Source organism: Mesorhizobium sp. P171375, assembly GCF_057786075.1.
Genome location: NZ_JBYNWF010000001.1, coordinates 4,108,032 through 4,129,801, shown reverse-complemented (window position 1 = coordinate 4,129,801; position 21,770 = coordinate 4,108,032). Strand labels below are relative to the sequence as shown.

The following is a 21,770-nucleotide window of genomic DNA, read 5'->3' as shown; positions in this document are numbered from 1 at the left end:
TGCGCCGCAGCAAGCTAACGCCATCCGTCCACCAAATTCAATCGGCTCAACCGCGTCACACCGTCGAGCCGGACCGATGAACGAAGCGATCTTGATTCCGCCTGCGGTATTCACCATTTCAGGTGGCGGCGCACCCTAGCGTGGCGCCTGTTACGAGGACATGACATGAACGCGCGCGTATTTGACGGCGAAATCATCACCAGCAGGCTCGACGACGTCAGGGCCTATGACGGTGTGCGCACGCGGCGCATCCTCGCCTTCATCATCGACTATTGCATCGTGGCGTTGCTCACCCTTCCGTTCGCGATCCTGGTGGCCGTGCTTGGCCTTTTGACCTTCGGTCTCGGCTGGGCGCTGTATTCCATCCTCGTGCCGGCGGTCGCCATTCTCTACATCTGGAACACGCTGGGCGGTCGCAACCAGGCCACTTCGGGCATGAGGATGATGGGCATTCGGCTGGATCGTCTCGACGGCAGCCGGATCGACGGGCTCACCGCTGTTGTCCATTCGGTGCAGTTTTGGGCGAGCACTGTCATCCTGACGCCGCTCGTCCTCCTGGTGACGCTGTTTTCCGATCGCAAGCGCACGCTGCACGATCTGCTGCTTGGCACTGTTGTCAGCCGCAGCGACCGTTGAACCGGCGTTCGAACGACCCCAGCAAGCATTTGTGCGCAAAATTGAAGGCGTTCGTTCACCCGTGCCTTCACAATCCTGTTGAATTTTTCGCCAGCCAGGCCAAAGGTAGAGCGATTCGCAGGAGTGTTCCCAAGGTTCGATGACGCAGCATCCGACCCAGTCGCCGCAGTTCTTCCTGACCGCGCCATCGCCGTGCCCGTATCTTGAGGGCCAGTTCGAACGCAAGGTGTTTACGCATCTGGTCGGCGACAAGGCGCCGGAAATGAACGACCTGTTGACGCAAGGCGGCTTCCGGCGCTCGCAGAACATTGCCTACCGGCCTGCCTGCGAGACCTGTCGCGCCTGCGTCTCGGTGCGCATCCTGGCGCAGGAATTCACCGCCAGCCGCAACATGAAGCGGGTGATCCAGCGCAATTCCGATCTCATCGGCGCCATGCACGACGCGCAGCCGTCAACCGAGCAGTATTCGCTCTTCCGCGGCTATCTCGACGCCCGCCACCGTCGCGGCGGCATGTCAGACATGACGGTGCTCGACTACGCCATGATGGTCGAGGACACCCATGTCGACACCAAGGTCATCGAGTACCGGCGCCGCGGCCCCGACACTTTCATCACCGGCAAGGGCCAGGGCGAGCTGATCGCCGTGGCGCTGACCGACAAGATGGCCGACGGCCTGTCGATGGTCTATTCCTACTTCAATCCTGAGTTCGAGGACCGTTCGCTTGGCACCTTCATGATCCTCGACCATATCGCCCGCGCCAGAGCCATGGGCCTGCCCCATGTCTATCTCGGCTACTGGGTCAACGGCTCGCGCAAGATGAACTATAAGATGCGCTTCATGCCGCAGGAGCATCTCGGCCCGAAGGGCTGGGAACGCTACGACCACGAAGCGGTCACGCGCTGATCTTTCTTATTTCCCAAATCCGGGCATGAACATTTTCAACGGGGACGATGCCGGTCTTTTCGCTGTTGGCGGAGAGTGCGCGATTGCGCCGACCGGTCATCCTGCCTCCCGTCCATTGCGAAAGTCATTGCATGTCATCTCACAACGCTCACACCAAAGGACTCCTGCTCACCGCGCTTGGCGGGCTGATGCTGACCGTCGACATCCCGCTGATCCGGCTCGCTCGTGGCGAAGCGTGGACGATCCTTTTGCTGCGCACCGGCTGCACCTTCGTGGCGGCGCTGATCGTATGGGCCGTCTGGCGCTCGTTCAGCAAGAATGCGCCGCAGCTCATACCCGGCTGGTCGGGGCTGATTGTCGCCGTGATCTACGGGCTCGGCGCGGTCGCCTTCATCACCGGCGTCTACAACACCTCGACCGCCAATCTGGTTTTCATCCTGGCCTTCTCCACCATGTTTTCGGCGCTGCTGTCATGGCTCTTTTTGAACGAGCGGCCGCGGCCGCTGACGCTTGCGGCAATGGCGCTGATGATCGTCGGCATCGCCATCATCGTCGGCGATTCCATCGGCACCGGACACCTGTTCGGCGACGTGATGGCGTTGTGTTCGGCCTTCGCGATTGCCTGCGCCATCACCATATCGCGCGCCAGCGGCAAGGATATGGGTTTCACCGCATTGACCGGTGTCCTCCTGCCTTTTGCGTTGGCGGTGTTCATGGTCTCCAGGACCGGTTTTCAAGTGGAGGCGCCATGGTGGATCATCCTCAACGGCGCCGTCGTCATGCCGTTCGCCTTCTTCTGCCTCGCTAACGGGCCGAAATACATTTCAGGTCCGGAAGTGGCGATGTTCTATCTCCTGGAAACCGTGCTGGCGCCGGTCTGGGTGTGGATGATCTTTGCCGAGACGCCGTCGCGCAACAGCCTGATCGGCGGCGCCATCCTCATCGTCACGCTGGTCGCGCATTCGCTGTGGCAGTTGCATGAGGGGCGCAAGCGTCGGGCAGCGCTCGCGGTTGCCTATCCGGTCTGACTTTTCTTCGCCGGACCGGCGACAATCTCGATCTGTGGCGGTCCGCCTTCGAGCTCTGCCACGGCCTCGGGAACGGCATCCTCGGCCAGTTCCACCTCGCGCAGCCATTCGCGCCAGATCGCCACCAACAGCGCCATCAGCACGGGGCCGATGAACAGGCCGAGAAAGCCCATGGTCTTGACGCCGCCGATCAGGCCGAAAAAGGTCGGCAGGAAAGGCAGCTTGATCGGTCCGCCGACCAGTTTCGGGCGCAAGGTCTTGTCGACGATGAACAACTCCACCGCGCCCCAGATGAACAGCGCCAGCCCCGCCATCGGCGAACCGCTGGCGGCGAGGTAGATCGACACCAGGGTAAAGGACAGCGGTGCGCCGCCGGGGATCAGCGCCATCACGCCGGTGAGTGCGCCGAGCGTCACCGGCGACGGCACGCCGGCCAGCCAGTAGGCGACGCCCAGCACCAGCCCCTCGCCGATGGCGATCACGGTCATGCCGGTGACGGTGGACGAGATGGTTGCCGGCACGACTCGCGAAATCCGCTCCCAGCGCGTCGGCAGGATGCGTTCGCCGAGACGGTCGATCTGGGCCGCGAACTGCTCGCCGTCGCGGTAGGCGAAGAACAGGGCGATCATCATGAACAGCAGTGTCAAAAGCAGGCCGAAGGCGCTGCCGCCAGCCGCCAGCACGCCGCGATAGATGCTGCCTATATTGGCGCCGCTGACCAGCTGGATGAGCTCGCCGATGCCGCCAGGGTGACCGAAATTGTCGACCCACTGTTCGTTCAGCCACTCGCCGATCACCGGCAGCGTCGTGATCCAGTGCGGTGTGACGGCGCCATGCCGGTTGGTCTCGATCGCCCAGCCGACCCATTCGCGGACTTCGTTGATGGCGTAGGTGCCGGCGAGCGCGATCGGCACCACCAGGAAGGTGAGGATGAACAGGATGGCAAAGGTCGCGGCAATCGTGCGGTTGCCGCCGACGCCCGCAAGCAGCCGGCGATAGAGCGGCCAACTGGCGAAGGCGATGACAAGCGCTGCCAGCACCGGAAACAGAAAGCCGTGGAAGAAATAGACACCGGCGGCGACGATCAGCACCAGCAGCCAGCGCGCCGCCGATAGCGGCGGAATGACGGCGGCCCTCAACGGCGTCGACAGGCCGAACAGGCGCTGCTGACGCTCCGGCTTCTGGATCTTCGCTTCCTTCAAACGCCCATTTCTCCCGGCCTACCAAGCGTTTATGCACTGTTATAGTGCCGCAATCGTGACGATAGTCCAAATGGTTGGGAATCTCCCCCTCGAGGGGAGATGGCCGGCAGGCCAGAGGGGTCGCCTCGCGTGAAGCGCTAGCCTTGTTCGGTCCCAAATAGGAGGTCGCGTCCAGTCGAACCGCCCCCCTCTGTCGCCTCCGGCGACATCTCCCCCCTTAAGGGGGGAGATTAGCTACCCAAACTTCCCCGTCCGCGGAAATCCCTTCGGCACCATCCGTCCCGCCGATGCTCTTGCACCAATCCACTCCGCCAACTCCTCGCGCGACCGGGTAAACGTACGGTCGGCCGAATCCTGCCATGACAGGCCGCTCGCCAGCGTGAAGGGTTTGAGGTCGAGCAGACCGCCATCCTTGTATTTCTGTAGGCGAACGCCCTTGCCACGGCCCATTTCGGGGATTTCGGACAGCGCAAACACCAGCATCTTGCGGTTCTCCCCGACAATGGCGAGGTGATCGCCCGAAACCGGCACGCATGCCTTGGCCTCGTCGGGCGCCTTGACGTTCATCACCTGCTTGCCCTTGCGGGTGTTGGCGACGACCTCTTCCTCCGGCACGATGAAGCCGTTGGCATCATAGGAGACGAGCAGCAGCTTGCGCTTGGGGTCGTGGACGAAGGCGGTGACGATGTCCTGGTCGTTGTCCATGTCGACGATGATGCGGATCGGTTCGCCATGACCGCGGCCGCCCGGCAGCCGGTCGGCGCCGATCGTGTAGAATTTGCCGCCGGTGGTGAAGACCAGGATCTTGTCGGTGGTCTGGGCATGGAAGGCGAGCTTGAGGCTGTCGCCCTCCTTGAAGGTCAAGGTCGAATGGTCGGCCAGATGGCCTTTCATGGCCCGCAGCCAGCCCTTTTCCGAGACCACCACGGTGACCGGCTCGCGCTCGATCATGGCATGGGCAATGTCAGTCAAATCGTGTTCCGGCGCGTCGGCGAACTGGGTGCGGCGCTTGCCGAGTTCGGTCTCGGGGCCGAACTTGTCGCGGATGCTGGCGACTTCCCACTTGATCGTCGACCATTGCTTGGCATTCGACGCCAGCAGCGCCTCGATCTGCTTCTTCTCGGTGGTGAGGCCGTCGAACTCCTTGCGGATCTCGAACTCTTCCAGCTTGCGCAGAGCGCGCAGCCGCATGTTGAGGATGGCTTCGGCCTGGGTGTCGGTGAGCGACCAGCGGGCCATCATCACCTGCTTGGGCTCGTCCTCCTCGCGGATGATCTTGATCACCTCGTCGATGTTGAGGTAGGCGATCAGGTAGCCGGCGAGGATCTCGAGGCGCCTTTCGATCTCGCCCAGGCGATGCTTCGAGCGGCGGATCAGCACATCGCGCCGGTGCTCCAGCCACTCCTGCAGCACGCCTTTCAGCGACAGCACGTTGGGCACCTTGCCGCGCGACAGCACGTTCATGTTGAGCGGGAACCGGCTTTCGAGCTCGGTCAGTTTGAACAGCGATTCCATCAGGATGCCGGGATCGACCGAACGGCTCTTCGGCACCAGCACGACGCGGATGTCCTCGGCGCTTTCGTCCCTGATATCTTCGAGCAACGGCAATTTGCGCGCGATCAGAAGCTCGGCGATCTTCTCGATCAACCGCGCCTTCTGCACGCCATAGGGGATTTCGGTGACGACGATGCTCCAGGTGCCCCTGCCCTGGTCTTCCTGGCCCCATTTGGCCCGGACGCGGAAACCGCCGCGGCCCGTCTCGTAGGCTTCGAGGATCGAGGCGCGGCTGTCGACGATGATGCCTCCGGTCGGGAAATCCGGACCCTGGACGAAGTCCATCAGCTTCGCCACCGGCGCGCTCGGATCCTCGATCAGGTGCAGGGCCGCATCGCAAAGCTCGGCGGCATTGTGCGGCGGGATCGAGGTGGCCATGCCGACCGCAATGCCGGACGAGCCATTGGCGAGCAGGTTCGGGAAGGCGCCGGGCAGCACGACCGGCTCCTCGTCCTCCTCATTGTAGGTCGGCCGATAGTCGACCGCGTCCTCGGTGATGCCGGAAAGCAGTTCCGTCGCCACGTCGGTCATGCGCGCTTCGGTGTAGCGCATGGCGGCGGCGTTATCGCCGTCGATATTGCCGAAATTGCCCTGCCCGTCGACCAGCGGATAGCGCATGGAAAAGTCCTGCGCCAGGCGCACCAGCGCGTCGTAGATCGACTGGTCGCCATGCGGGTGGAACTTGCCCATCACCTCGCCGACGATGCGGGCGCATTTGGCAAAGCCCTGGTCGGGGTTGAGCCTGAGCAGCCGCATGGCGTGCATGATGCGGCGATGCACGGGCTTCAGCCCGTCGCGCACATCCGGCAGCGCCCGGTGCATGATGGTCGACAGCGCATAGGCGAGATAACGCTCTTCCAGCGCCTTCTTCAGATCGACCGGTTCGATATGGTCACCGCCGCCATCTTCAGGCGGCAAAAGCCTTTTTCCCATGCGGGTGGACTAGCCGAGCGGGTGATTCGCGGCAAGGCGGAGCTGCGGAAATCCGCAATTTGCGGCCTCCGGGCTGAAAGGCGGCTCAGTATCCGACGACGGGTGTGACGGATTTCATGTTCCAGCTTGCCGTCCCTGTGCAACAGCACCGGTAGCAGTGCTGTTGCCAACCAACATCAATCTGTTACACGCCCTCTCTAAGGCAGGAGACAGTATTCAGGGGAGCCCGACCTTCATGACATATTCACCGCATCGAGCGAAGGCTCCCGCTCCGGTTTGCCTTTCGCCGTGATTTTCGACAAATCTGCGGGAAAGCGCCTTTTTCCCGTCCAGTTCGTCACGGAATGGTGATGGCGCAGAACTCAAGAAAACACTTTTCAGGACTCTCTCAGGGAACTCGCGATGACAATCCAACGCTCGACACTCAAGAAACTCGCTTTTTCGACCTTCTTGCTGACTCTGCCGCTCAATGCCGCCTTTGCGCAGGACGCGGCGATTGCCGACCGGCTGAAGGCCGCACTTGCCGTCCAGGGCGTCGATATCACCTGGACCGGGGTTACCGGCGACAATTCCAGCATGGTGCTGCAGGGCGTGTCGGTCAAACCGGCGGCCGAAAAGGAAGCGCTGCCGATCGGCGACGTCAAGCTTGAAGGCGTGACCGAGGCCAATGGCGGTTTTGATGTCGCGACCATCACGACTTCGGCCTTCGAGCACAGCAAGGACGGTGTAACGCTTAACCTCACTCCTTTCGTGATTCATGACGCCAACATCCCGGCCGAGGGCGCTACGGGCCCGCTCGGCTCGATGATGATCTACAAGTCGGCCGAACTCGAAAACCTGACGGTCAAGGTTGCCGACAAGACCGCCTTCTCGGTGGATGGCGTTTCTGTCCAGATCACGCCCCCGGCCGACGGCAAGGCGATGGAATTTTCCGCAACCACGGAAAAGTTCAACGCCGACCTGACCCTGGTTGACGATGCAAAGTCCAAGGAAGCAATCAACGCCTTGGGCTACCAGAACATATCGGGCAACATCGAAATCGGCGGCACCTGGCAGCCGAGCGACGGCAAGATGGACCTGTCGAAATACGACATCTCGGTCGAGAATGCCGGCACGCTCGGCATGACCTTCGGCCTCGGCGGCTACACGGTCGACTTCGTCAAGTCGATGCAGGAGATGCAGAAGAAGATGGCGGCGCAGCCCGAAGGGGCCGACAACTCGGCGCAAGGCATGGCGTTGCTCGGCCTGTTGCAGCAGCTTTCCTTCAACGGCGCCTCGGTCCGCTTCGACGACGATTCGCTGACCGGCAAGGTGCTTGAGTATGTCGGCAAGCAGCAGGGCATGTCGGGCAAGGACATCGCCAACCAGGCCAAGGCGATCGTCCCGTTCGGCATGGCACAGCTCAACAATCCCGAATTGACCGCCGAAGTGACGGCCGCTGTGAGCAAATACCTCGACGACCCGAAGAGCCTGGAGATTTCGGCAGAGCCGCCGGCAGCGGTGCCGTTCGCGCTGATCATGGCGGGTGCGATGTCCAACCCGCTCGACCTGCCGAAGACGCTCGGCGTCCATGTGACGGCCAACGAAGACTGATCGAAGTTAGCTCCCTTCTCCCCGTCACTATACGGGGAGAAGGTGCCGGCAGGCGGATGAGGGGCGGCGCCAACGCCAGCAAATTGTAGTTCGATGCTGAACCGATTGTCAGAAGGCGCCAATTGCTAAGGCCGTTCGCCAATCGCCTGAATCAGCGCCGCCCCTCATTGTCCTGCCGGACATTTCTCCCCCGCATAGAGACGGGGAGAAAGGGCAGTTGCAACGCTGCCGTCAGTCCTTCTTCACAGCCGCAACGCGCAGAGAGAGCTCGCGCAGCTGCTGGGGACTGGCTTCCGAAGGTGCGTTCATCAACAGGTCGTAGGCCTGCTGGTTCATCGGGAACATGGTGATCTCGCGCAGGTTCTTGGCGCCCACCAGAAGCATGACGACACGGTCGACGCCGGCCGCCATGCCGCCATGCGGCGGGGCGCCATACTGGAAGGCGCGATAGAGGCCGCCGAAGCGCTCCTCGACCGTGGCGCGATCCAGCCCGACCGTCTCGAACGCCTTGACCATGGTTTCGGGCAGATGGTTGCGGATACCGCCCGAGGCGATCTCGAAACCGTTGCAGACCATGTCGTACTGGAAGGCCTTGATGCCGAGCAGGTCGTCGCCACCGAGCGCCTCGATACCGCCCTGCGGCATCGAGAACGGATTGTGGGCGAAATCGATCTTCTTCTCCTCCTCGTTCCATTCGAAGAACGGGAAGTCGACGATCCAGCAGAGTTCGAAGCGCTCGCGGTCGACGAGGTTCAGCTCCTCGCCGGCCCGCGTGCGCGCGGCACCCGCGAAGGTAACGAACTTCTTCGGATCGCCGGCGACGAAGAAGGCGGCGTCGCCATCGGCAAGGCCAAGCTGCTGACGGATCGCCTCGGTGCGCTCCTCACCAATGTTCTTGGCCAGTGGACCGGCGCCTTCAAGCTTGTCGCCTTCCTTGCGCCAGAAGATGTAACCCAGCCCCGGCTGGCCCTCACCTTGCGCCCAGGAGTTCATGCGGTCGCAAAAGGCGCGGCTGCCGCCGGTCTTTGCCGGAATGCCCCACACTTCGGCCTTTGGATCGTTGGCCAGGATGTTGGCGAAAACCTTGAAGCCAGAGTCGCGGAAATGATCGGAGACGGCCTGCATCTCGATCGGGTTGCGCAGGTCCGGCTTGTCGGAACCGTATTTGCGCATCGCGACGTCATAGGGAATGCGCTGGAATTTCTGCGTCACCGGCTTGCCGTTGGCGAAGGTCTCGAAGACGCCCCGCATTACCGGTTCCATGGTCGACAGCACGTCGTCCTGCTCGACGAAGCTCATTTCGAGGTCGAGCTGGTAGAATTCGCCGGGTAGCCGGTCGGCGCGCGGATCCTCGTCGCGGAAGCAGGGCGCGATCTGGAAATAGCGGTCGAAGCCGGAGACCATGATCAGCTGCTTGTACTGCTGCGGCGCCTGCGGCAGCGCATAGAAGGTGCCGGGATGGATGCGCGACGGCACCAGGAAGTCGCGCGCGCCTTCCGGCGACGAGGCCGTCAAGATCGGCGTCGAGAATTCGGTGAAGCCGACATCGGTCATGCGCTTGCGCATCTCGGCGATGATCTTGGTACGCGCCACGATGTTCCTGTGCAGCGTCTCGCGACGCAGGTCGAGGAAGCGGTATTTCAGGCGGATATCCTCGGGATAGTCCGGCTCGCCGAACACCGGCAGCGGCAATTCCTTGGCCGCCGACAGCACTTCGATCTCGCGGGCAAAAATTTCGATCTCGCCGGTCGGCAGGTTGGCATTTGTGGTGTCCGGCAGGCGCGCCTTGACCTCGCCGTCGACACGGATCACCCATTCGCCGCGCACCGTCTCGGCGACCTTGAAGGCGGGCGAATCCGGATCGGCGACAATCTGGGTCAGGCCGTAATGGTCACGCAGATCGATAAACAGCAGGCCGCCATGGTCGCGCACGCGATGAACCCAGCCCGACAGGCGAACCGAAGAGCCGACGTCGCTCTTTCTCAACTGGGCACAGGTGTGGCTGCGGTAACGATGCATTGTCATGGGTAAAGTCCGGATGTTGCGGGCCGAGGCCGGCCTCAAAAATTTGCGCGAAAAGCGCATGGGAGGTCTGATTTGTCAAGGCAAGCCGGCCTCGGCTGGTATCTTGGTCGTCTTTCGGCTTTCCCCCTCACAGGCCTATGAGCCCAGAGCCGATTGCCTGAGGCGGTGTGCAAGATGATCGACGACCAATGCCGCGCTGGCGGAAGACGTTGCGGCGCGATGAAGGCGTATCTCCGCCCCGGGCAATGGCGGCACATAACGGCAGGGATTGATACCGCGCAGGCCAGGCGCCAGCATGCTGCCTTTGACTACGGTGATCGCCAGGCCCTGCTCGACGATTGCCTCCGTGGCGGCGAGGCTCGGGCTGACATAGGCCAGTCGCCATGGCCGGCCTGCTTTGTCGAGCGCCTCGATGGCCCAGGCGCGAAACAGGCAATCGGGATAGGACAGAGCGACGGGCAGCGGATCGAGCTCCTCGACGGCACGGGTGGACGCTGCCGCCCAGATCGCTCTTTCGCGGCATATCAGGTCACCCTCGGTCGTGCCCTCCGGATGCATTGCGATGACCACGTCAAAGGATGAGCCGAGGCGTTTGAGCAGCAAGGCGGTGAGACCGATCTCCATGTCGACCTGCACGAGCGGAAATCGCTCGGCGATGTCGGCAAGCAGGCTTGGCAGGATCCTGGTGCCATAGTCTTCCATCACCCCGATGCGAACGTGCCCGGCCACACGCTGATTGGAAACACGCGCAATTGCCTGCTCGTTGAGGGCGAGGATGCGGCGCGCATCGGTCAGAAAGCCCTCCCCGGCGGCCGTCAGTTCGACGCGAGCGGTCGAGCGCCGAAACAGGGCGGTGTCGAGGCGCTCCTCGAGACGTTTCACCTGCAAGCTGACGGCGGCCTGGGTTCGATTGAGCTGCTCGGCGGCGCGCGTGAACGACAGCCGGTCGGCAACGACGACGAAGGCGCGCAGCAGTTCGGGGTCGAGGCCTCGAGTATTCATAGCCAAGCATTATCAAACTCATTGCGCTTATTCGATTCCTTTCGACCAGCCTGCCCGATATCGCTGGCGCTGAACTGGCAAGGTCGGGAAACAATGGAAATTCTGGGCGTGCTCGCGGCGATTCTGTCCAGCGCTCTCGGCGGTACTGCCGTCGGCGCAACACGATATCTCGCCGGCACGCTTGATCCGCTGACCATCGGCGCGGTGCGGTTCAGTGGTGGCTTTCTGGTCTTGGTCGCAGTGGCGCTCTGGCGGCGGGACACATGGCCGCCGAAGAGCGATTGGCTTGGTGCCGGCGCCTTGGGCCTGCTGTTCTTCGGTCTGTTTCCGGTGCTCTTCAATGGAGCCCTTCTCTACACGACGGCGGCGCGTGGTGCGCTGGCGCTTTCGACACTGCCGCTGCTGACCATGCTTGCCGGAGCGGTGCTGCGGATAGAGCCGCCGACGATGCGCAAGATCGCCGGCGTCCTGATCGCCATGGCGGGGGTGGCCGCAGCACTCGGCACGAGCCTGGCGACGGCTCCCGCAAGTGCGTGGCGCGGCGACCTCATCATGGTCACGGCGGCGTTCTGCATGGCGCTCTACAGCGTGTGGTCCCGACCATTCCTGTCGCGCACCGCGCCGATCCCGTTCGTGGCGTTTGGCATGGGCGTCGGTGCGGTCTGCCTGTCGGCCCTTGCGGCTTCAAACGGCGGCCTCGCACGACTTGCGACGCTGAATGCACCGCAGTGGATTGCGAGCGGCTATCTGGCCATCGTCTGCGGCGCGTTCATTTTCTTTCTCTGGGCATTCGCGATGAGGCGCGCCGTGCCGACACTGGTTGCCGTCTCGGTTGCGGTCAATCCGGTAACGGCGTCGATCTTCGGCGTCGTCTTGCTGGGCGAACAGGTTAGCGCCAACCTGCTCGTCGGGCTCGCGGCGGTGCTGGCCGGAATAGCGATCGCTTCGGGAGCCACCAGAAGATTCGGCCTGTGACGGTCAAGCCGCTCGAGTGAACAGCCAGCGCACCCTTTAAGCCAAATGGATCTCAGCGCCCTGACGCTCGAAATCGGCGAGGATCGCGGACGGCGCGGTCTTTTCGACCACAAGGTGGCGGATCGCCTCGGGCCTGGCGACCCGGTAGGGTGCGGCGGTGGCCAACTTGTCATTGGTGACAGCGATGACGATGCCTGTGCTGTTCTTGGCCATGGCCCGCTTCACCTCGGCCTCCGCCGAATCGAAGGCCGTCACGCCGCGCGAGGCATCGAGACCGCAGGAGCCGAGAACAAACAGGTCCGCGCCAAGCTGCGCGACGGCGGCAAGCGTGTCGGCGCCGACGCAGGCGCCGAGGTGGCGGTCGAACCGCCCCCCCAGCACAATCAGCTCGATCAAGGCGTGGTCGGAGAGCGCCGAGGCAATTTCGAGCGAATTGGTGGCGACGGTCAGATCGAGGTCGCGCGGGATGGCCCGGGCGATCGCGGCATTGGTCGAGCCGCTGTCGATGAACAAAGTCTGTCCGCGCGACAGCAATGCCACGGTCGCGCGGGCCAGCCGCGTCTTCTCTTCGACCGCATGGCCGGCGCGCAGGCCGACTGGTGCGGACGCGAAAGGTGCGGGCGCGACCGCGCCGCCATAGACGCGACGGCATTGCCCAGCCTTGGCGAGTTCCCTGAGGTCGCGGCGAACCGTGTCTTCCGAAACGCCGAAGCGGCTTGCCAGCTCGCCGGCCAGCACCCTTCCCTCAACGGCCAGGCGATCGCGGATGATTTGATGCCGCTCATCGGTCAGCATTGCATGATCCTGTTTTCTTTATGCACGTTCTTGCACGATTTGCATGTTTGTGCAAGATATGGAGTATACTAGGCGGCGACAACCGCCGGCTCTCTCCCTCGAAAGCATCGTCATGACCTTTGGCCTCCGCCTTGCTCCGCAACACCGGGTCTATGCCGGTTTTGCGATCTACTCGTTCGGCATGGGCAACATCTTTCCGCGGCTGCCCGACATCAAGCATGCCATGGGCATCGAGGACGGCACGCTCGGGCTCAGCCTGATCGGGACGCCGATCGGCACCTTGACCGCGCTGACGCTAGCGGCGCCAATCCTGGAGCGCGTCGGCTTTCGCCGCGCCTTGCTCGGGCTGGTTCCGCTTTTGTCGGTAGCCTATGCCCTTGCCGTGCACGCGTCTGGGCCGCTGGCGCTGTTCCTGATGCTCATTCCAGTCGGCCTGATGATCGGCAGCGTCGAGATCATCCTCAATGTCGAGGCCGACAGAACCGAATTCCTGCTCAAGCGCCGGATCATGAACCGCGCGCATTCGTTCTGGAGCATAGGCTTTTTCGGCGCCGGCCTGTTCGGCGCAGCACTTGCGCATCTCGGCATATCGCCGCAACTGCACCTAGCCATCGTCGTACCGATTGTGGCGATAGGAATAGCACTGTTTCTCGGCGGCTACGAACCGGCGCCGAGCCGCTTCGCCGGCAATGACGAGACGGCGCCAAGGCTGGCGCGGCCGACGCTGCCGATCCTCGTCCTCGTCGCGGTGACGCTGTCGGCGATGCTGATGGAAGGCGCCAGCATCGACTGGTCGGCGATCTACATGCGCACCGTGTTCGATGCAGGCCCGTTCGTCGCCGGCTTCACGGTGGCGCTGTTTGCATTCTCGCAAGCAAGCACGCGCTTCTTCGCCGACAGCTTTGTCGACCGCCACTCGCCAAGCGGCGTGGCGCGAGTGCTGCTGGCAACGATGGCGGTAGGTGTGCTGCTGGTCTTCTTCTCGCCTGCCCCGCTCGTGTCGATGCTGGGCTTTGCCCTGCTGGGCATCGGCAGCAGTGCGATCTTTCCGCTGGCGATCTCGGCGGCCGCCCAGCGAACGGACCGCTCCGCGGCAATCAATGTCGCGGCGCTGTCGCAGATCTCCTTCGTCGCCTTCCTGCTCGGCCCGCCGCTGCTCGGCTTTGTCTCCGACCATTGGGGCATCCGTTCGGCCTTCGGCATCGGCATCCCGTTTATCATCCTCAGCCTGCTGACCGCCGGCTCGCTTGGCCGAAGGGCGGCCAGCCCTGTCGCGCCGACGGCGGGCGAAGCATTGGCGAGGGCTCACGAAGCTTGAACGGCGACCTTGGAGGGCACGCGCCTGTTGGCTAGCAGAATTGCCGCTGGCATTGGCTGATATGATGGTTCAAGAAGGAAGCCGACCAAGCGATTTCCTTCATGTCCTCCATCCGCCCGCTGATCCCGCTCCTCATCGCCGCCGGCATTCTGCTTGGCGGCAACGGGCTGCAGGGTACGCTGATTGCGCTGCGCGGCGCGCAGGAAGGGTTTTCCGCCTCCGACATCGGCCTGATGGGCACGTTCTATTTCGCAGGCTTTCTGTTGGGATGCCTCGCCGTCACCCGCATCCTGAAGGCGGTCGGCCATGTCCGGACGTTTTCGGCGCTCGCCGCCACCGCCTCGGCCGGCACGCTGCTTCTGGTGCTGGTGATCGATCCGGTGATGTGGTGCGCGGTGCGCTTTGCCGGCGGCTTCTGCTTTGCCGGCCTGTTCACCGTCATGGAAGCCTGGCTGAATTCCGGCGTCGAAAACAAGGATCGTGCGCGGGTGCTTGCGATCTACCGCATGGTCGATATCGGCTCGGTGACCGGCGCGCAGTTCCTGATCCCGATCTTCGGCCCCGGCGGCTTTGCCATCTTCGCCATCATGTCGATGATGATCACGCTGTCGCTGGTGCCGGTGTCGCTCGGCGACCGCTCCAACCCGACGCCGCCGGAAGACGTCAAGCTGGATCTGGCGCGCGTCTGGCGGATCTCGCCGCTCGGCTGCTTCGGCTGCATCTGCGTCGGCGTCACCAACAGCGCCTTCCGCACGCTGTCGCCGGTCTATGCCGAGCAGATCGGCATGTCGGTGGCCGATGTCGTCACCTTCGTCAGCGTCGGTATCTTTGGCGGTGCCCTTATCCAGTATCCGGTGGGCTATCTCTCCGACCGCTGGGACCGGCGCGCGGTGCTGCTGGCCACGACATGCGGCGCCCTGCTGGCGGCGCTGGCGCTGGCTTTCATCGCCGGAGCCAATCCGACCCTCAACCTGATCATCGTCTTCATCTTCGGCAGCTTTGCCATGCCGCTCTATTCGTTGTCGGCGGCGCATTCCAACGACCGCGCCGACAAGGGAGAGTTCGTGCTGATCAACGCCGCTTTGATGCTGTTCTATTCGTTCGGCGCCATTGGCGGCCCCTTCGCGGCCTCGACGGTGATGCAGTATTTCGGACCGGGCGCCCTGTTTGTATTCAGTGCTGCGGTCTATGCTACCCTCATCGCCGTCATCCTCTACCGCATGCAGGTGCGTGGCAGCGTGCCGGCGGGCAAGCGCAGCCGCTTCACGGCGCTGCTGCGAACATCGACTGTCTTCGCGCGGCTGGCGCGCAGGAATGGCGATTCCGACGGATCGACGGATACTTGACCGAAGGGCGGCTTGACGAAAGCGCCCACGGCTGAAATTGAAAGAGAACCTTACCTGTTACTAAAAAGCGATTTGATGCACGTCATCACCACCCAAAATGAGCTCGAGTCCGTTCTCGCCGCTTTTGAAAAGTCGGATTTCGTCACCGTCGACACCGAATTCATCCGCGAAACGACGTTCTGGCCGATTCTGTGCCTGATCCAGATGGCGGCGCCCGGCGTCACCGCGCTGATCGACCCGCTATCGCCCGACATCAACCTCGCCCCGTTCTTCCGGCTGATGGCCAACGAGGCGGTGGTCAAGGTGTTCCACGCCGCGCGCCAGGACATCGAAATCATCGTTCATCTCGGCGATCTGGTGCCGCATCCGGTGTTCGACACCCAGGTCGCGGCCATGGTCTGCGGCTTCGGCGACAGCGTCTCCTACGACCAGCTGGTGCAGCGCATCACCGGCGCCCGGCTCGACAAATCATCGCGTTTCACCGACTGGCGCCACCGGCCGCTATCCGACAAGCAGCTCGACTATGCGCTAGCCGACGTTACTCATCTGATCGATGTCTACAAGCATCTCAGCGCTGAACTGGAGCGAGAAAACCGCGCCCATTGGCTGAACGAGGAAATGGAGGTGCTGACCTCGCGCGAGACCTACGATCCGCACCCCGAGGATGCCTGGAAGCGGTTGAAGATGCGGCTGCGCAAGCCGCAGGAGCTGGCGATCGTGCAGACGGTGGCGGCATGGCGTGAGCGCGAGGCGCGCGAGCGAGACGTGCCGCGCGGCAGGGTGCTCAAGGATGACGCCATATACGAGGTCGCCCAGCAGGCGCCGCGCGATGCGGCCGCGTTGAGCAAGCTGCGCACCACGCCGAAAGGTTGGGAACGATCATCGACGGCAACCGCATTGCTCGGCGCGGTCAACACGGCGCTCGCTCTGCCCCGGGAAGAGATGCCGAAGCTGCCCAAGAGCTTTCAGCCTCCCGAGGGTTCGAGCGCGGCTGCAGAGCTGCTGAAAGTGCTGTTGCGAATCGTAGCCGAGAAGGAAGGCGTCGCCTCGAAAGTGCTGGCGTCCAGCGACGACATCGACCGCATCGCTGCCGAAGGCGAAGCCGCCGACGTGCCGGCGCTGCAGGGATGGCGGCGCGCCGTGTTCGGCGAGGCTGCATTGAAGCTGGTGCGCGGCGAAATCGGCATCAAGTTCGACAAGCGCAAGATCGCGGTGTTCGACCTCTAGCGTTTTGTTATTACGCAATTCCCAAGGGAAAGCGCTGCGCGCTTTTCCCGGGAAAACCGCTTCACACTTTTCCTGGAATTGCTCGAGAGACTTGCTGGCCTGCTCAAACCAGGCCGAGCAGGTGCAGCGCGAACCAGATCCATGCCAGCAAGAGAATGATCGCGCCCATGTAGAAGGCGCGGCTGCGAAACCGTAAATTGTTGCTGGTCAGGTGGACCCAGGCGTGGCCATAGCGGGAAATCACGAAAATCCACATCAAGGCCAAGGTCAGATAATTGACGCCATTGGTCGCGTGCAGCGCCAGGCACAGCACGTAGAAAAGTACCGGCAGTTCGAACTGGTTGATGAGATTGTTGGCGACGGTTATGCTGGACGCAGGCTCGGTCGTGCGCATCTTGTATTGACCGACCTTGGCTTCGCCTGATTTGACCGCACCGTAGCGGCGCCGGCCCATTACCACATAGACGATATAGACCAGCAGCACCTGCGCCAGCATCGGCCAGAAGATTGCGGTCTGGCTCATGGCGTTGCCCCCGCATGGTTGTTCATGCCTGCGGGCGCCGCTGGCTGGCGACGATGAAAGCCGCGATGACGGCGACCGGTATCGCCAGAAGCGCGAATTTGGTGACGATCAGCGACGAGGCGAAGGACAGCGAATCCGGATTGGCCGACAGCGCATCGGACAAAAGCCGCGCCACCGCAATGTTCTGGGCATAATCGGCGCAGGTGTAGGGCAGTACGACAACCAGCGCCAACAGCGACTGAAGCTGCACCGGCAGGGTGCGAAAGAGCTTCAGCCGCCGCCCTGTGGCAAGGATCAGGCTGACCATGGTCAGTGACAGCAGCGCCGGGAACAGAAGGTCGAAGGTCAAATAGTGCCAGACGAGGATGATCTCGCTGCCGCGCCGGCCGAGTGCCGTCAGCCAGGCCATGCCCTCATCCGGGGTGAAACCGCCAAAGCGCACATCGAGCGACGACAGGCCGCCGCTCAACTGGCGGAAATAGAAGAATTCCAGCAACGTCATCGCGATGAAAACCGCCGCGGAGGCAACACACAGCGCGCCGGCATGGCGCGCCAGCCGCAGCACGATCGCCGCCTGATTGCGCCAGAGCACGTTCCGCTCTGGCTGCTGGTCAGGCTCCGCCGGGATAATTCGGGCTTTCGCGGGTAATCGTGACGTCATGGGCGTGGCTTTCACGAAGTCCGGCGTTGGATATGCGCACAAAAGTGGCGCGCTCGCGGAAATCGGCAAGGTCGCGGCCACCGACATAACCCATAGCGGCTTTTAGCCCGCCTGCAAGCTGGTGCAGCACGCCGGACACAGGTCCTTTGTAAGGCACCTGCCCTTCAATGCCTTCCGGGACCAGTTTCAGCGTGTCACGCACCTCGGCCTGGAAGTAGCGATCGGCCGAGCCGCGCGCCATGGCGCCGACCGAACCCATGCCGCGATAGGCCTTGAAGGAGCGGCCCTGGTGCAGATAGACCTCGCCCGGGCTTTCGTCGGTGCCGGCCAGCAGCGAGCCGATCATGGCCGCACTGGCGCCGGCGGCGAGCGCCTTGGCCAGGTCGCCCGAATATTTGATGCCGCCGTCTGCAATGACCGACACGCCGGATTTGTGCGCCGTCTCGACCGCCGACATGATCGCCGAAAGCTGCGGCACGCCGACGCCGGCGACGATGCGGGTGGTGCAGATCGAACCCGGGCCGATGCCGACCTTGACCGCGTCGGCGCCGGCATCGATGAGCGCCTGCGTGCCTTCGGCGGTGGCAACGTTGCCCGCCAGGATGCGCACGGAATTCGAAAGCTTCTTGGCCCGGGTCACGGCATCCAGCACGCGCTGCGAATGGCCATGCGCGGTGTCGATGACCAGCAGGTCGACGCCAGCGTCGATCAACCGCTCGGCGCGCTCGAAGCCGTCATCGCCGACGCTGGTGGCGGCGGCGGCGCGCAGCCGCCCCTGCGCATCCTTGGTGGCGTGCGGGTTGAGCTGCGACTTCTCGATGTCCTTGACGGTGATCAGGCCGACGCAATTGCCCGTTTTGTCGACGACGACGAGCTTTTCGATGCGGTGCTGGTGCAGCAGCCGCTTGGCTTCGTCCTGGTCGACATTCTCCTTGACCGTGATCAGGTTCTCACGGGTCATCAATTCGTAGACTTTTTGCCCCGGATCCGAGGCGAAGCGCACGTCGCGGTTGGTCAGAATGCCGACCAGGCGGCCGATCTTCTGGCCACCGGTGCCGCCATTCTCGACCACCGGAATGCCCGAGATGGAATAGGTGCGCATCAGCGCCAGCGCGTCGGCAAGCGTGGCGTCGGGGCCGATGGTGACCGGATTGATGACCATGCCTGATTCGAATTTCTTGACCTGGCGCACCTGCTCGGCCTGTTCGGCCGGCGAGAAATTGCGGTGGATGACGCCGATGCCGCCGGCCTGCGCCATGGCGATGGCAAGCCTCGCCTCGGTGACGGTGTCCATGGCGGCCGACAGGATCGGCACGTTGAGGTCGATGTCGGTGGCGATGCGGGTGCGGATATCGGTCTCGCCGGGCATGACCTCGGAATGGCCGGGCTGCAACAGCACGTCGTCAAAGGTCAGCGCCAGCGCGCCGGTGGACGTTTCGATGATTTTTGCCATGGCCAGTCCTTCGAATACGAAAAAGTGCTGGGAGAATACAAAAAAGCGCTGGACCGCAATGGACAGCGCCGACTCGTTTCTTCCCTTTCAGGATTGGCGCTGGCTGGTAACACGTCGCGGCGCGGTTGAAAAGCCGGGTGATTGCATGTCACCGCAAAGTGTTGAGCCTGGCCCGATAGCCGCCACCACGGGTTGCGGTCGCACAAAAGTGACAGCAAATTAATGCGACATCCGGGTAAGGGCGTGATAACCGCCTTTTCGTGTCGGCTTGCCCCGGTCGGCACGCACCTTTTGCCAGTTCGGACGCGTTCGTTGAACCGCATCGTTCCGCTCATACTGGCGGTCGCTCTGTTCATGGAAAACATGGATTCGACCGTCATCGCGACATCGCTGCCGGCGATCGCCGTCGACATCCACACCAGCCCGATCGCGCTCAAGCTGGCGCTGACCGCCTATCTGGTGTCGCTGGCGATCTTCATCCCGATCAGCGGCTGGATGGCCGACCGGTTTGGCGCCAAGAACGTGTTTCGGGCCGCGATCGGTGTGTTCATCCTGGGCTCGGTCGCCTGCGCCATCTCCAATTCGCTGCCGGCCTTTGTCGTCTCGCGCTTCCTGCAAGGCATAGGCGGGGCCATGATGACGCCGGTCGGCCGCCTGGTGCTGGTGCGCGCGACGCCGAAAAGCGAGTTGGTCGCCGCCATGTCGTGGTTGACTGTGCCGGCGCTGGTCGGGCCGCTTGTGGGACCACCGATCGGCGGCTTCATCACCACCTATTTCACCTGGCACTGGATTTTCCTGATCAACGTGCCGATCGGGCTGATCGGCATCTGGCTGGCGACGCGCTTCCTGCCGCAAACCGATGCCGCAGAAACGCCGCCGCTCGATTTTCCCGGCTTCGTGCTAAGCGGGCTCGCCGCATCGGGCGTTGTCTTCGGCCTGTCCGTGGTCAGCCTGCCCTATCTGCCGCCGGCGATCGGCTTCATCACCGTGGCGGTCGGGCTGATTTCCGGCGCACTCTACCTCCTGCATGCGCGGCGCGCCAAAAACCCTCTGCTGGCGCTGGAACTGTTCCGCAACCAGGTGTTCCGCTCCTCGGTGCTCGGCGGCTCGCTGTTTCGCATCGGCATTGGCGCGGTGCCGTTCCTGTTGCCGCTGATGTTCCAGATCGGCTTCGGGCTAACGCCGTTCCAGTCGGGCATGATCACCTTCGTCTCGGCCATCGGCGCCATCGGCATGAAGTTCGTCACGGCGCTGATCTTCCGGCTGGCCGGCTTCCGCCGCGTTTTGATCTGGGGCTCGCTGATCGCCGCCGCATCGATCGCCATATACGGCCTGTTCACGCCGGAGACGCCTTACGCGCTGATGCTGGCCATCTTGCTGGTCGGCGGCTTCATCCGCTCGATGTTCTTCACCGGCGTCAACGCGCTTTCCTATGCCGAGGTGTCGGCGGAAGACACCAGCAAGGCGACGCCGATCACGGCGGTGTTCCAGCAGCTGTCGATCGCGCTCGGCGTGGCGCTGGCCGGCGGCATCCTGGAAGTCTCGACCTCGATCCATGGCGGCCCGCTGACGCTTGACGATTTCCACATCGCGTTTTTCATCGTGGCGGCGGTGTCGGCGGCGGCGTCAATATCGTTCATGCGGCTGGCGCCGGATGCCGGCAACGCCGTGTCGGGTCATGGCCGGTTGACGACGCCGAAGACGCTGGAGCCAGTGAGCACGGCGGGGAAGTAGGGCCATCAGGCCTCGGCGTCCCCCGGCCCTCCGCCGTGGCTCCGGGCGCTCGAGCCCTTCGGAACGTCCACTGGACGTTCCGATCCACCTGACGGTGGACCGGCCTCTCGCCCTTTGAAATCCTTCGCCAGCAGATACAGCTCCACCGACTCGTCCCGCGACGCCGGCGGCTTCACGTGGTGAACCGAGCGAAAGTTCTTCTTGAGCATGGAGAGCAGCTCGTTTTCGGCGCCGCCCTGGAAGGTCTTGGCCAGAAAATGCCCGCCCGGCTTCAGCACCGACAGCGCGAAATCGGCGGCGACCTCGCACAGATGCATGGTGCGGATATGGTCGGTTCGCTTGTGGCCGGTGGTCGGCGCCGCCATGTCGGACAGCACGACATCAGGGTCGCCGCCCAGCGCTTCGGCCAGCTTTTGCGGCGCTTCGGGATCGAGGAAATCCATCAGCAGCACGGGAGCGCCGGGCACGGCATCCATTTCGAGATAGTCGATGCCGATGACATGCGGATTGTCCGCCGTCGATTTCGTCCTCGCGGCCGCCACCTGGCACCAGCCGCCGGGCGCAGCCCCGAGGTCGATGACCTTCATGCCGGGCTTCAAGAGATGATGCTTGTCGTCGATCTCGATCAGCTTGTAGGCCGCGCGCGAGCGGTAGCCGTCGGCCTTGGAGCGCTGGACATAGGGGTCGTTGATGTGGCGCTGCAGCCAGCGGCGCGACAATTCCTTCAGGCCGCTCTTTTTCTTGATCCGCGTCTTCAGCACGCGGATGCTTGCGGAGCCCGGCTTTTCTGGCTTCTTGGTCATAACGGTATTTCTTGTTTGAGTTTTTGCACTCGCCGCGTTGCGGCCGTTTTTCGGCGGC

General features: G+C 63.3%; 19 protein-coding genes. 10 read left to right on the top strand and 9 right to left on the bottom strand.

All coding sequences use genetic code 11. The annotated features are described in order from the left end of the window. The first annotated feature begins 165 nt into the window (after positions 1 to 165). The 3 genes from ACYHH6_RS19915 to ACYHH6_RS19905 all read left to right on the top strand — a co-directional run bounded on the left by ACYHH6_RS19915 (position 166) and on the right by ACYHH6_RS19905 (position 2,568). The gene (locus tag ACYHH6_RS19915; protein WP_352589426.1) at positions 166 to 636 is read left to right on the top strand and encodes an RDD family protein; all 471 of its coding nucleotides are present in this window, start codon (positions 166 to 168) and stop codon (positions 634 to 636) included. A gap of 139 nt (positions 637 to 775) precedes the next feature. After that, positions 776 to 1,540 (top strand): arginyltransferase, encoded by a 765-nt coding sequence (locus ACYHH6_RS19910; protein ID WP_192253163.1) that lies wholly within the window; start codon positions 776 to 778, stop codon positions 1,538 to 1,540. A 131-nt stretch (positions 1,541 to 1,671) separates the two neighbouring features. Continuing rightward, complete coding sequence (locus ACYHH6_RS19905; RefSeq protein WP_352589429.1) at positions 1,672 to 2,568, top strand: DMT family transporter; 897 nt, start codon at positions 1,672 to 1,674, stop codon at positions 2,566 to 2,568. Here the strand turns inward: ACYHH6_RS19905 and ACYHH6_RS19900 are convergent. Then, positions 2,556 to 3,770, bottom strand: a complete 1,215-nt coding sequence (locus ACYHH6_RS19900) for an AI-2E family transporter (protein ID WP_352589432.1) — start codon at positions 3,768 to 3,770, stop codon at positions 2,556 to 2,558. The genes ACYHH6_RS19905 and ACYHH6_RS19900 overlap by 13 nt on opposite strands. 234 nt (positions 3,771 to 4,004) lie before the next feature. Next, complete coding sequence (gene parC, locus ACYHH6_RS19895) at positions 4,005 to 6,257, bottom strand: DNA topoisomerase IV subunit A (protein ID WP_352589435.1); 2,253 nt, start codon at positions 6,255 to 6,257, stop codon at positions 4,005 to 4,007. A gap of 402 nt (positions 6,258 to 6,659) precedes the next feature. On the opposite strand from parC, the gene ACYHH6_RS19890 reads away from it, so the two are divergent. Beyond that, on the top strand, positions 6,660 to 7,850 hold the full coding sequence (locus tag ACYHH6_RS19890) for a hypothetical protein (RefSeq protein ID WP_352589437.1): 1,191 nt from the start codon (positions 6,660 to 6,662) through the stop codon (positions 7,848 to 7,850). 231 nt (positions 7,851 to 8,081) lie between these two features. On the opposite strand, the gene aspS is transcribed toward ACYHH6_RS19890, so the two are convergent. Together aspS and ACYHH6_RS19880 are read right to left on the bottom strand one after the other, a co-directional pair. Continuing rightward, positions 8,082 to 9,869 (bottom strand): aspartate--tRNA ligase, encoded by a 1,788-nt coding sequence (aspS, locus tag ACYHH6_RS19885; protein ID WP_352589593.1) that lies wholly within the window; start codon positions 9,867 to 9,869, stop codon positions 8,082 to 8,084. Between the two features lie 141 nt (positions 9,870 to 10,010). After that, on the bottom strand, positions 10,011 to 10,877 hold the full coding sequence (locus ACYHH6_RS19880) for a LysR family transcriptional regulator (RefSeq protein ID WP_352589440.1): 867 nt from the start codon (positions 10,875 to 10,877) through the stop codon (positions 10,011 to 10,013). Positions 10,878 to 10,970: 93 nt separating this feature from the next. Here ACYHH6_RS19880 and ACYHH6_RS19875 point away from each other — a divergent pair, with 93 nt between their 5' ends. Then, positions 10,971 to 11,852, top strand: coding sequence for a DMT family transporter (locus tag ACYHH6_RS19875; protein WP_352589443.1), 882 nt, complete (start codon positions 10,971 to 10,973; stop codon positions 11,850 to 11,852). Positions 11,853 to 11,888: 36 nt separating this feature from the next. On the opposite strand, the gene ACYHH6_RS19870 is transcribed toward ACYHH6_RS19875, so the two are convergent. Further along, the gene (locus ACYHH6_RS19870; RefSeq protein WP_352589446.1) at positions 11,889 to 12,647 is read right to left on the bottom strand and encodes a DeoR/GlpR family DNA-binding transcription regulator; all 759 of its coding nucleotides are present in this window, start codon (positions 12,645 to 12,647) and stop codon (positions 11,889 to 11,891) included. A 112-nt stretch (positions 12,648 to 12,759) separates the two neighbouring features. On the opposite strand from ACYHH6_RS19870, the gene ACYHH6_RS19865 reads away from it, so the two are divergent. The 3 genes from ACYHH6_RS19865 to rnd all read left to right on the top strand — a co-directional run bounded on the left by ACYHH6_RS19865 (position 12,760) and on the right by rnd (position 16,538). Continuing rightward, positions 12,760 to 13,965 carry an MFS transporter gene (locus ACYHH6_RS19865; RefSeq protein ID WP_352589449.1) on the top strand — a complete coding sequence of 402 codons (1,206 nt, stop codon included), beginning with the start codon at positions 12,760 to 12,762 and terminating at the stop codon, positions 13,963 to 13,965. 101 nt (positions 13,966 to 14,066) lie between these two features. After that, positions 14,067 to 15,311 (top strand): MFS transporter, encoded by a 1,245-nt coding sequence (locus ACYHH6_RS19860; protein ID WP_352589452.1) that lies wholly within the window; start codon positions 14,067 to 14,069, stop codon positions 15,309 to 15,311. Positions 15,312 to 15,386: 75 nt separating this feature from the next. Continuing rightward, the gene (gene rnd, locus ACYHH6_RS19855) at positions 15,387 to 16,538 is read left to right on the top strand and encodes a ribonuclease D (RefSeq protein ID WP_112563616.1); all 1,152 of its coding nucleotides are present in this window, start codon (positions 15,387 to 15,389) and stop codon (positions 16,536 to 16,538) included. 103 nt (positions 16,539 to 16,641) lie between these two features. Here the strand turns inward: rnd and ACYHH6_RS19850 are convergent, their stop codons facing one another. Genes ACYHH6_RS19850 through guaB form a run of 3 tightly spaced genes read right to left on the bottom strand, consistent with a single transcriptional unit; the run spans position 16,642 to position 19,175 of the window. Then, entirely contained in the window at positions 16,642 to 17,061 is a 420-nt protein-coding gene (locus tag ACYHH6_RS19850) for an MAPEG family protein (RefSeq protein ID WP_352589455.1), read from the bottom strand. A 22-nt stretch (positions 17,062 to 17,083) separates the two neighbouring features. Then, entirely contained in the window at positions 17,084 to 17,629 is a 546-nt protein-coding gene (locus tag ACYHH6_RS19845) for a hypothetical protein (protein ID WP_352589596.1), read from the bottom strand. 43 nt (positions 17,630 to 17,672) lie between these two features. Then, entirely contained in the window at positions 17,673 to 19,175 is a 1,503-nt protein-coding gene (gene guaB, locus ACYHH6_RS19840) for an IMP dehydrogenase (protein ID WP_352589458.1), read from the bottom strand. Here guaB and ACYHH6_RS19835 point away from each other — a divergent pair. Together ACYHH6_RS19835 and ACYHH6_RS19830 are read left to right on the top strand one after the other, a co-directional pair. Further along, positions 19,162 to 19,398, top strand: coding sequence for a hypothetical protein (locus ACYHH6_RS19835; protein WP_352589461.1), 237 nt, complete (start codon positions 19,162 to 19,164; stop codon positions 19,396 to 19,398). The genes guaB and ACYHH6_RS19835 overlap by 14 nt on opposite strands. Before the next feature lie 89 nt (positions 19,399 to 19,487). After that, positions 19,488 to 20,909: an MFS transporter gene (locus tag ACYHH6_RS19830; protein ID WP_352589463.1), complete on the top strand. Its 1,422-nt coding sequence runs from the start codon at positions 19,488 to 19,490 to the stop codon at positions 20,907 to 20,909. Positions 20,910 to 20,914: 5 nt separating this feature from the next. Here ACYHH6_RS19830 and ACYHH6_RS19825 read toward each other — a convergent pair whose 3' ends face one another. Continuing rightward, positions 20,915 to 21,712, bottom strand: coding sequence for an RlmE family RNA methyltransferase (locus ACYHH6_RS19825; RefSeq protein WP_488500461.1), 798 nt, complete (start codon positions 21,710 to 21,712; stop codon positions 20,915 to 20,917). Positions 21,713 to 21,770 lie beyond the last annotated feature (58 nt).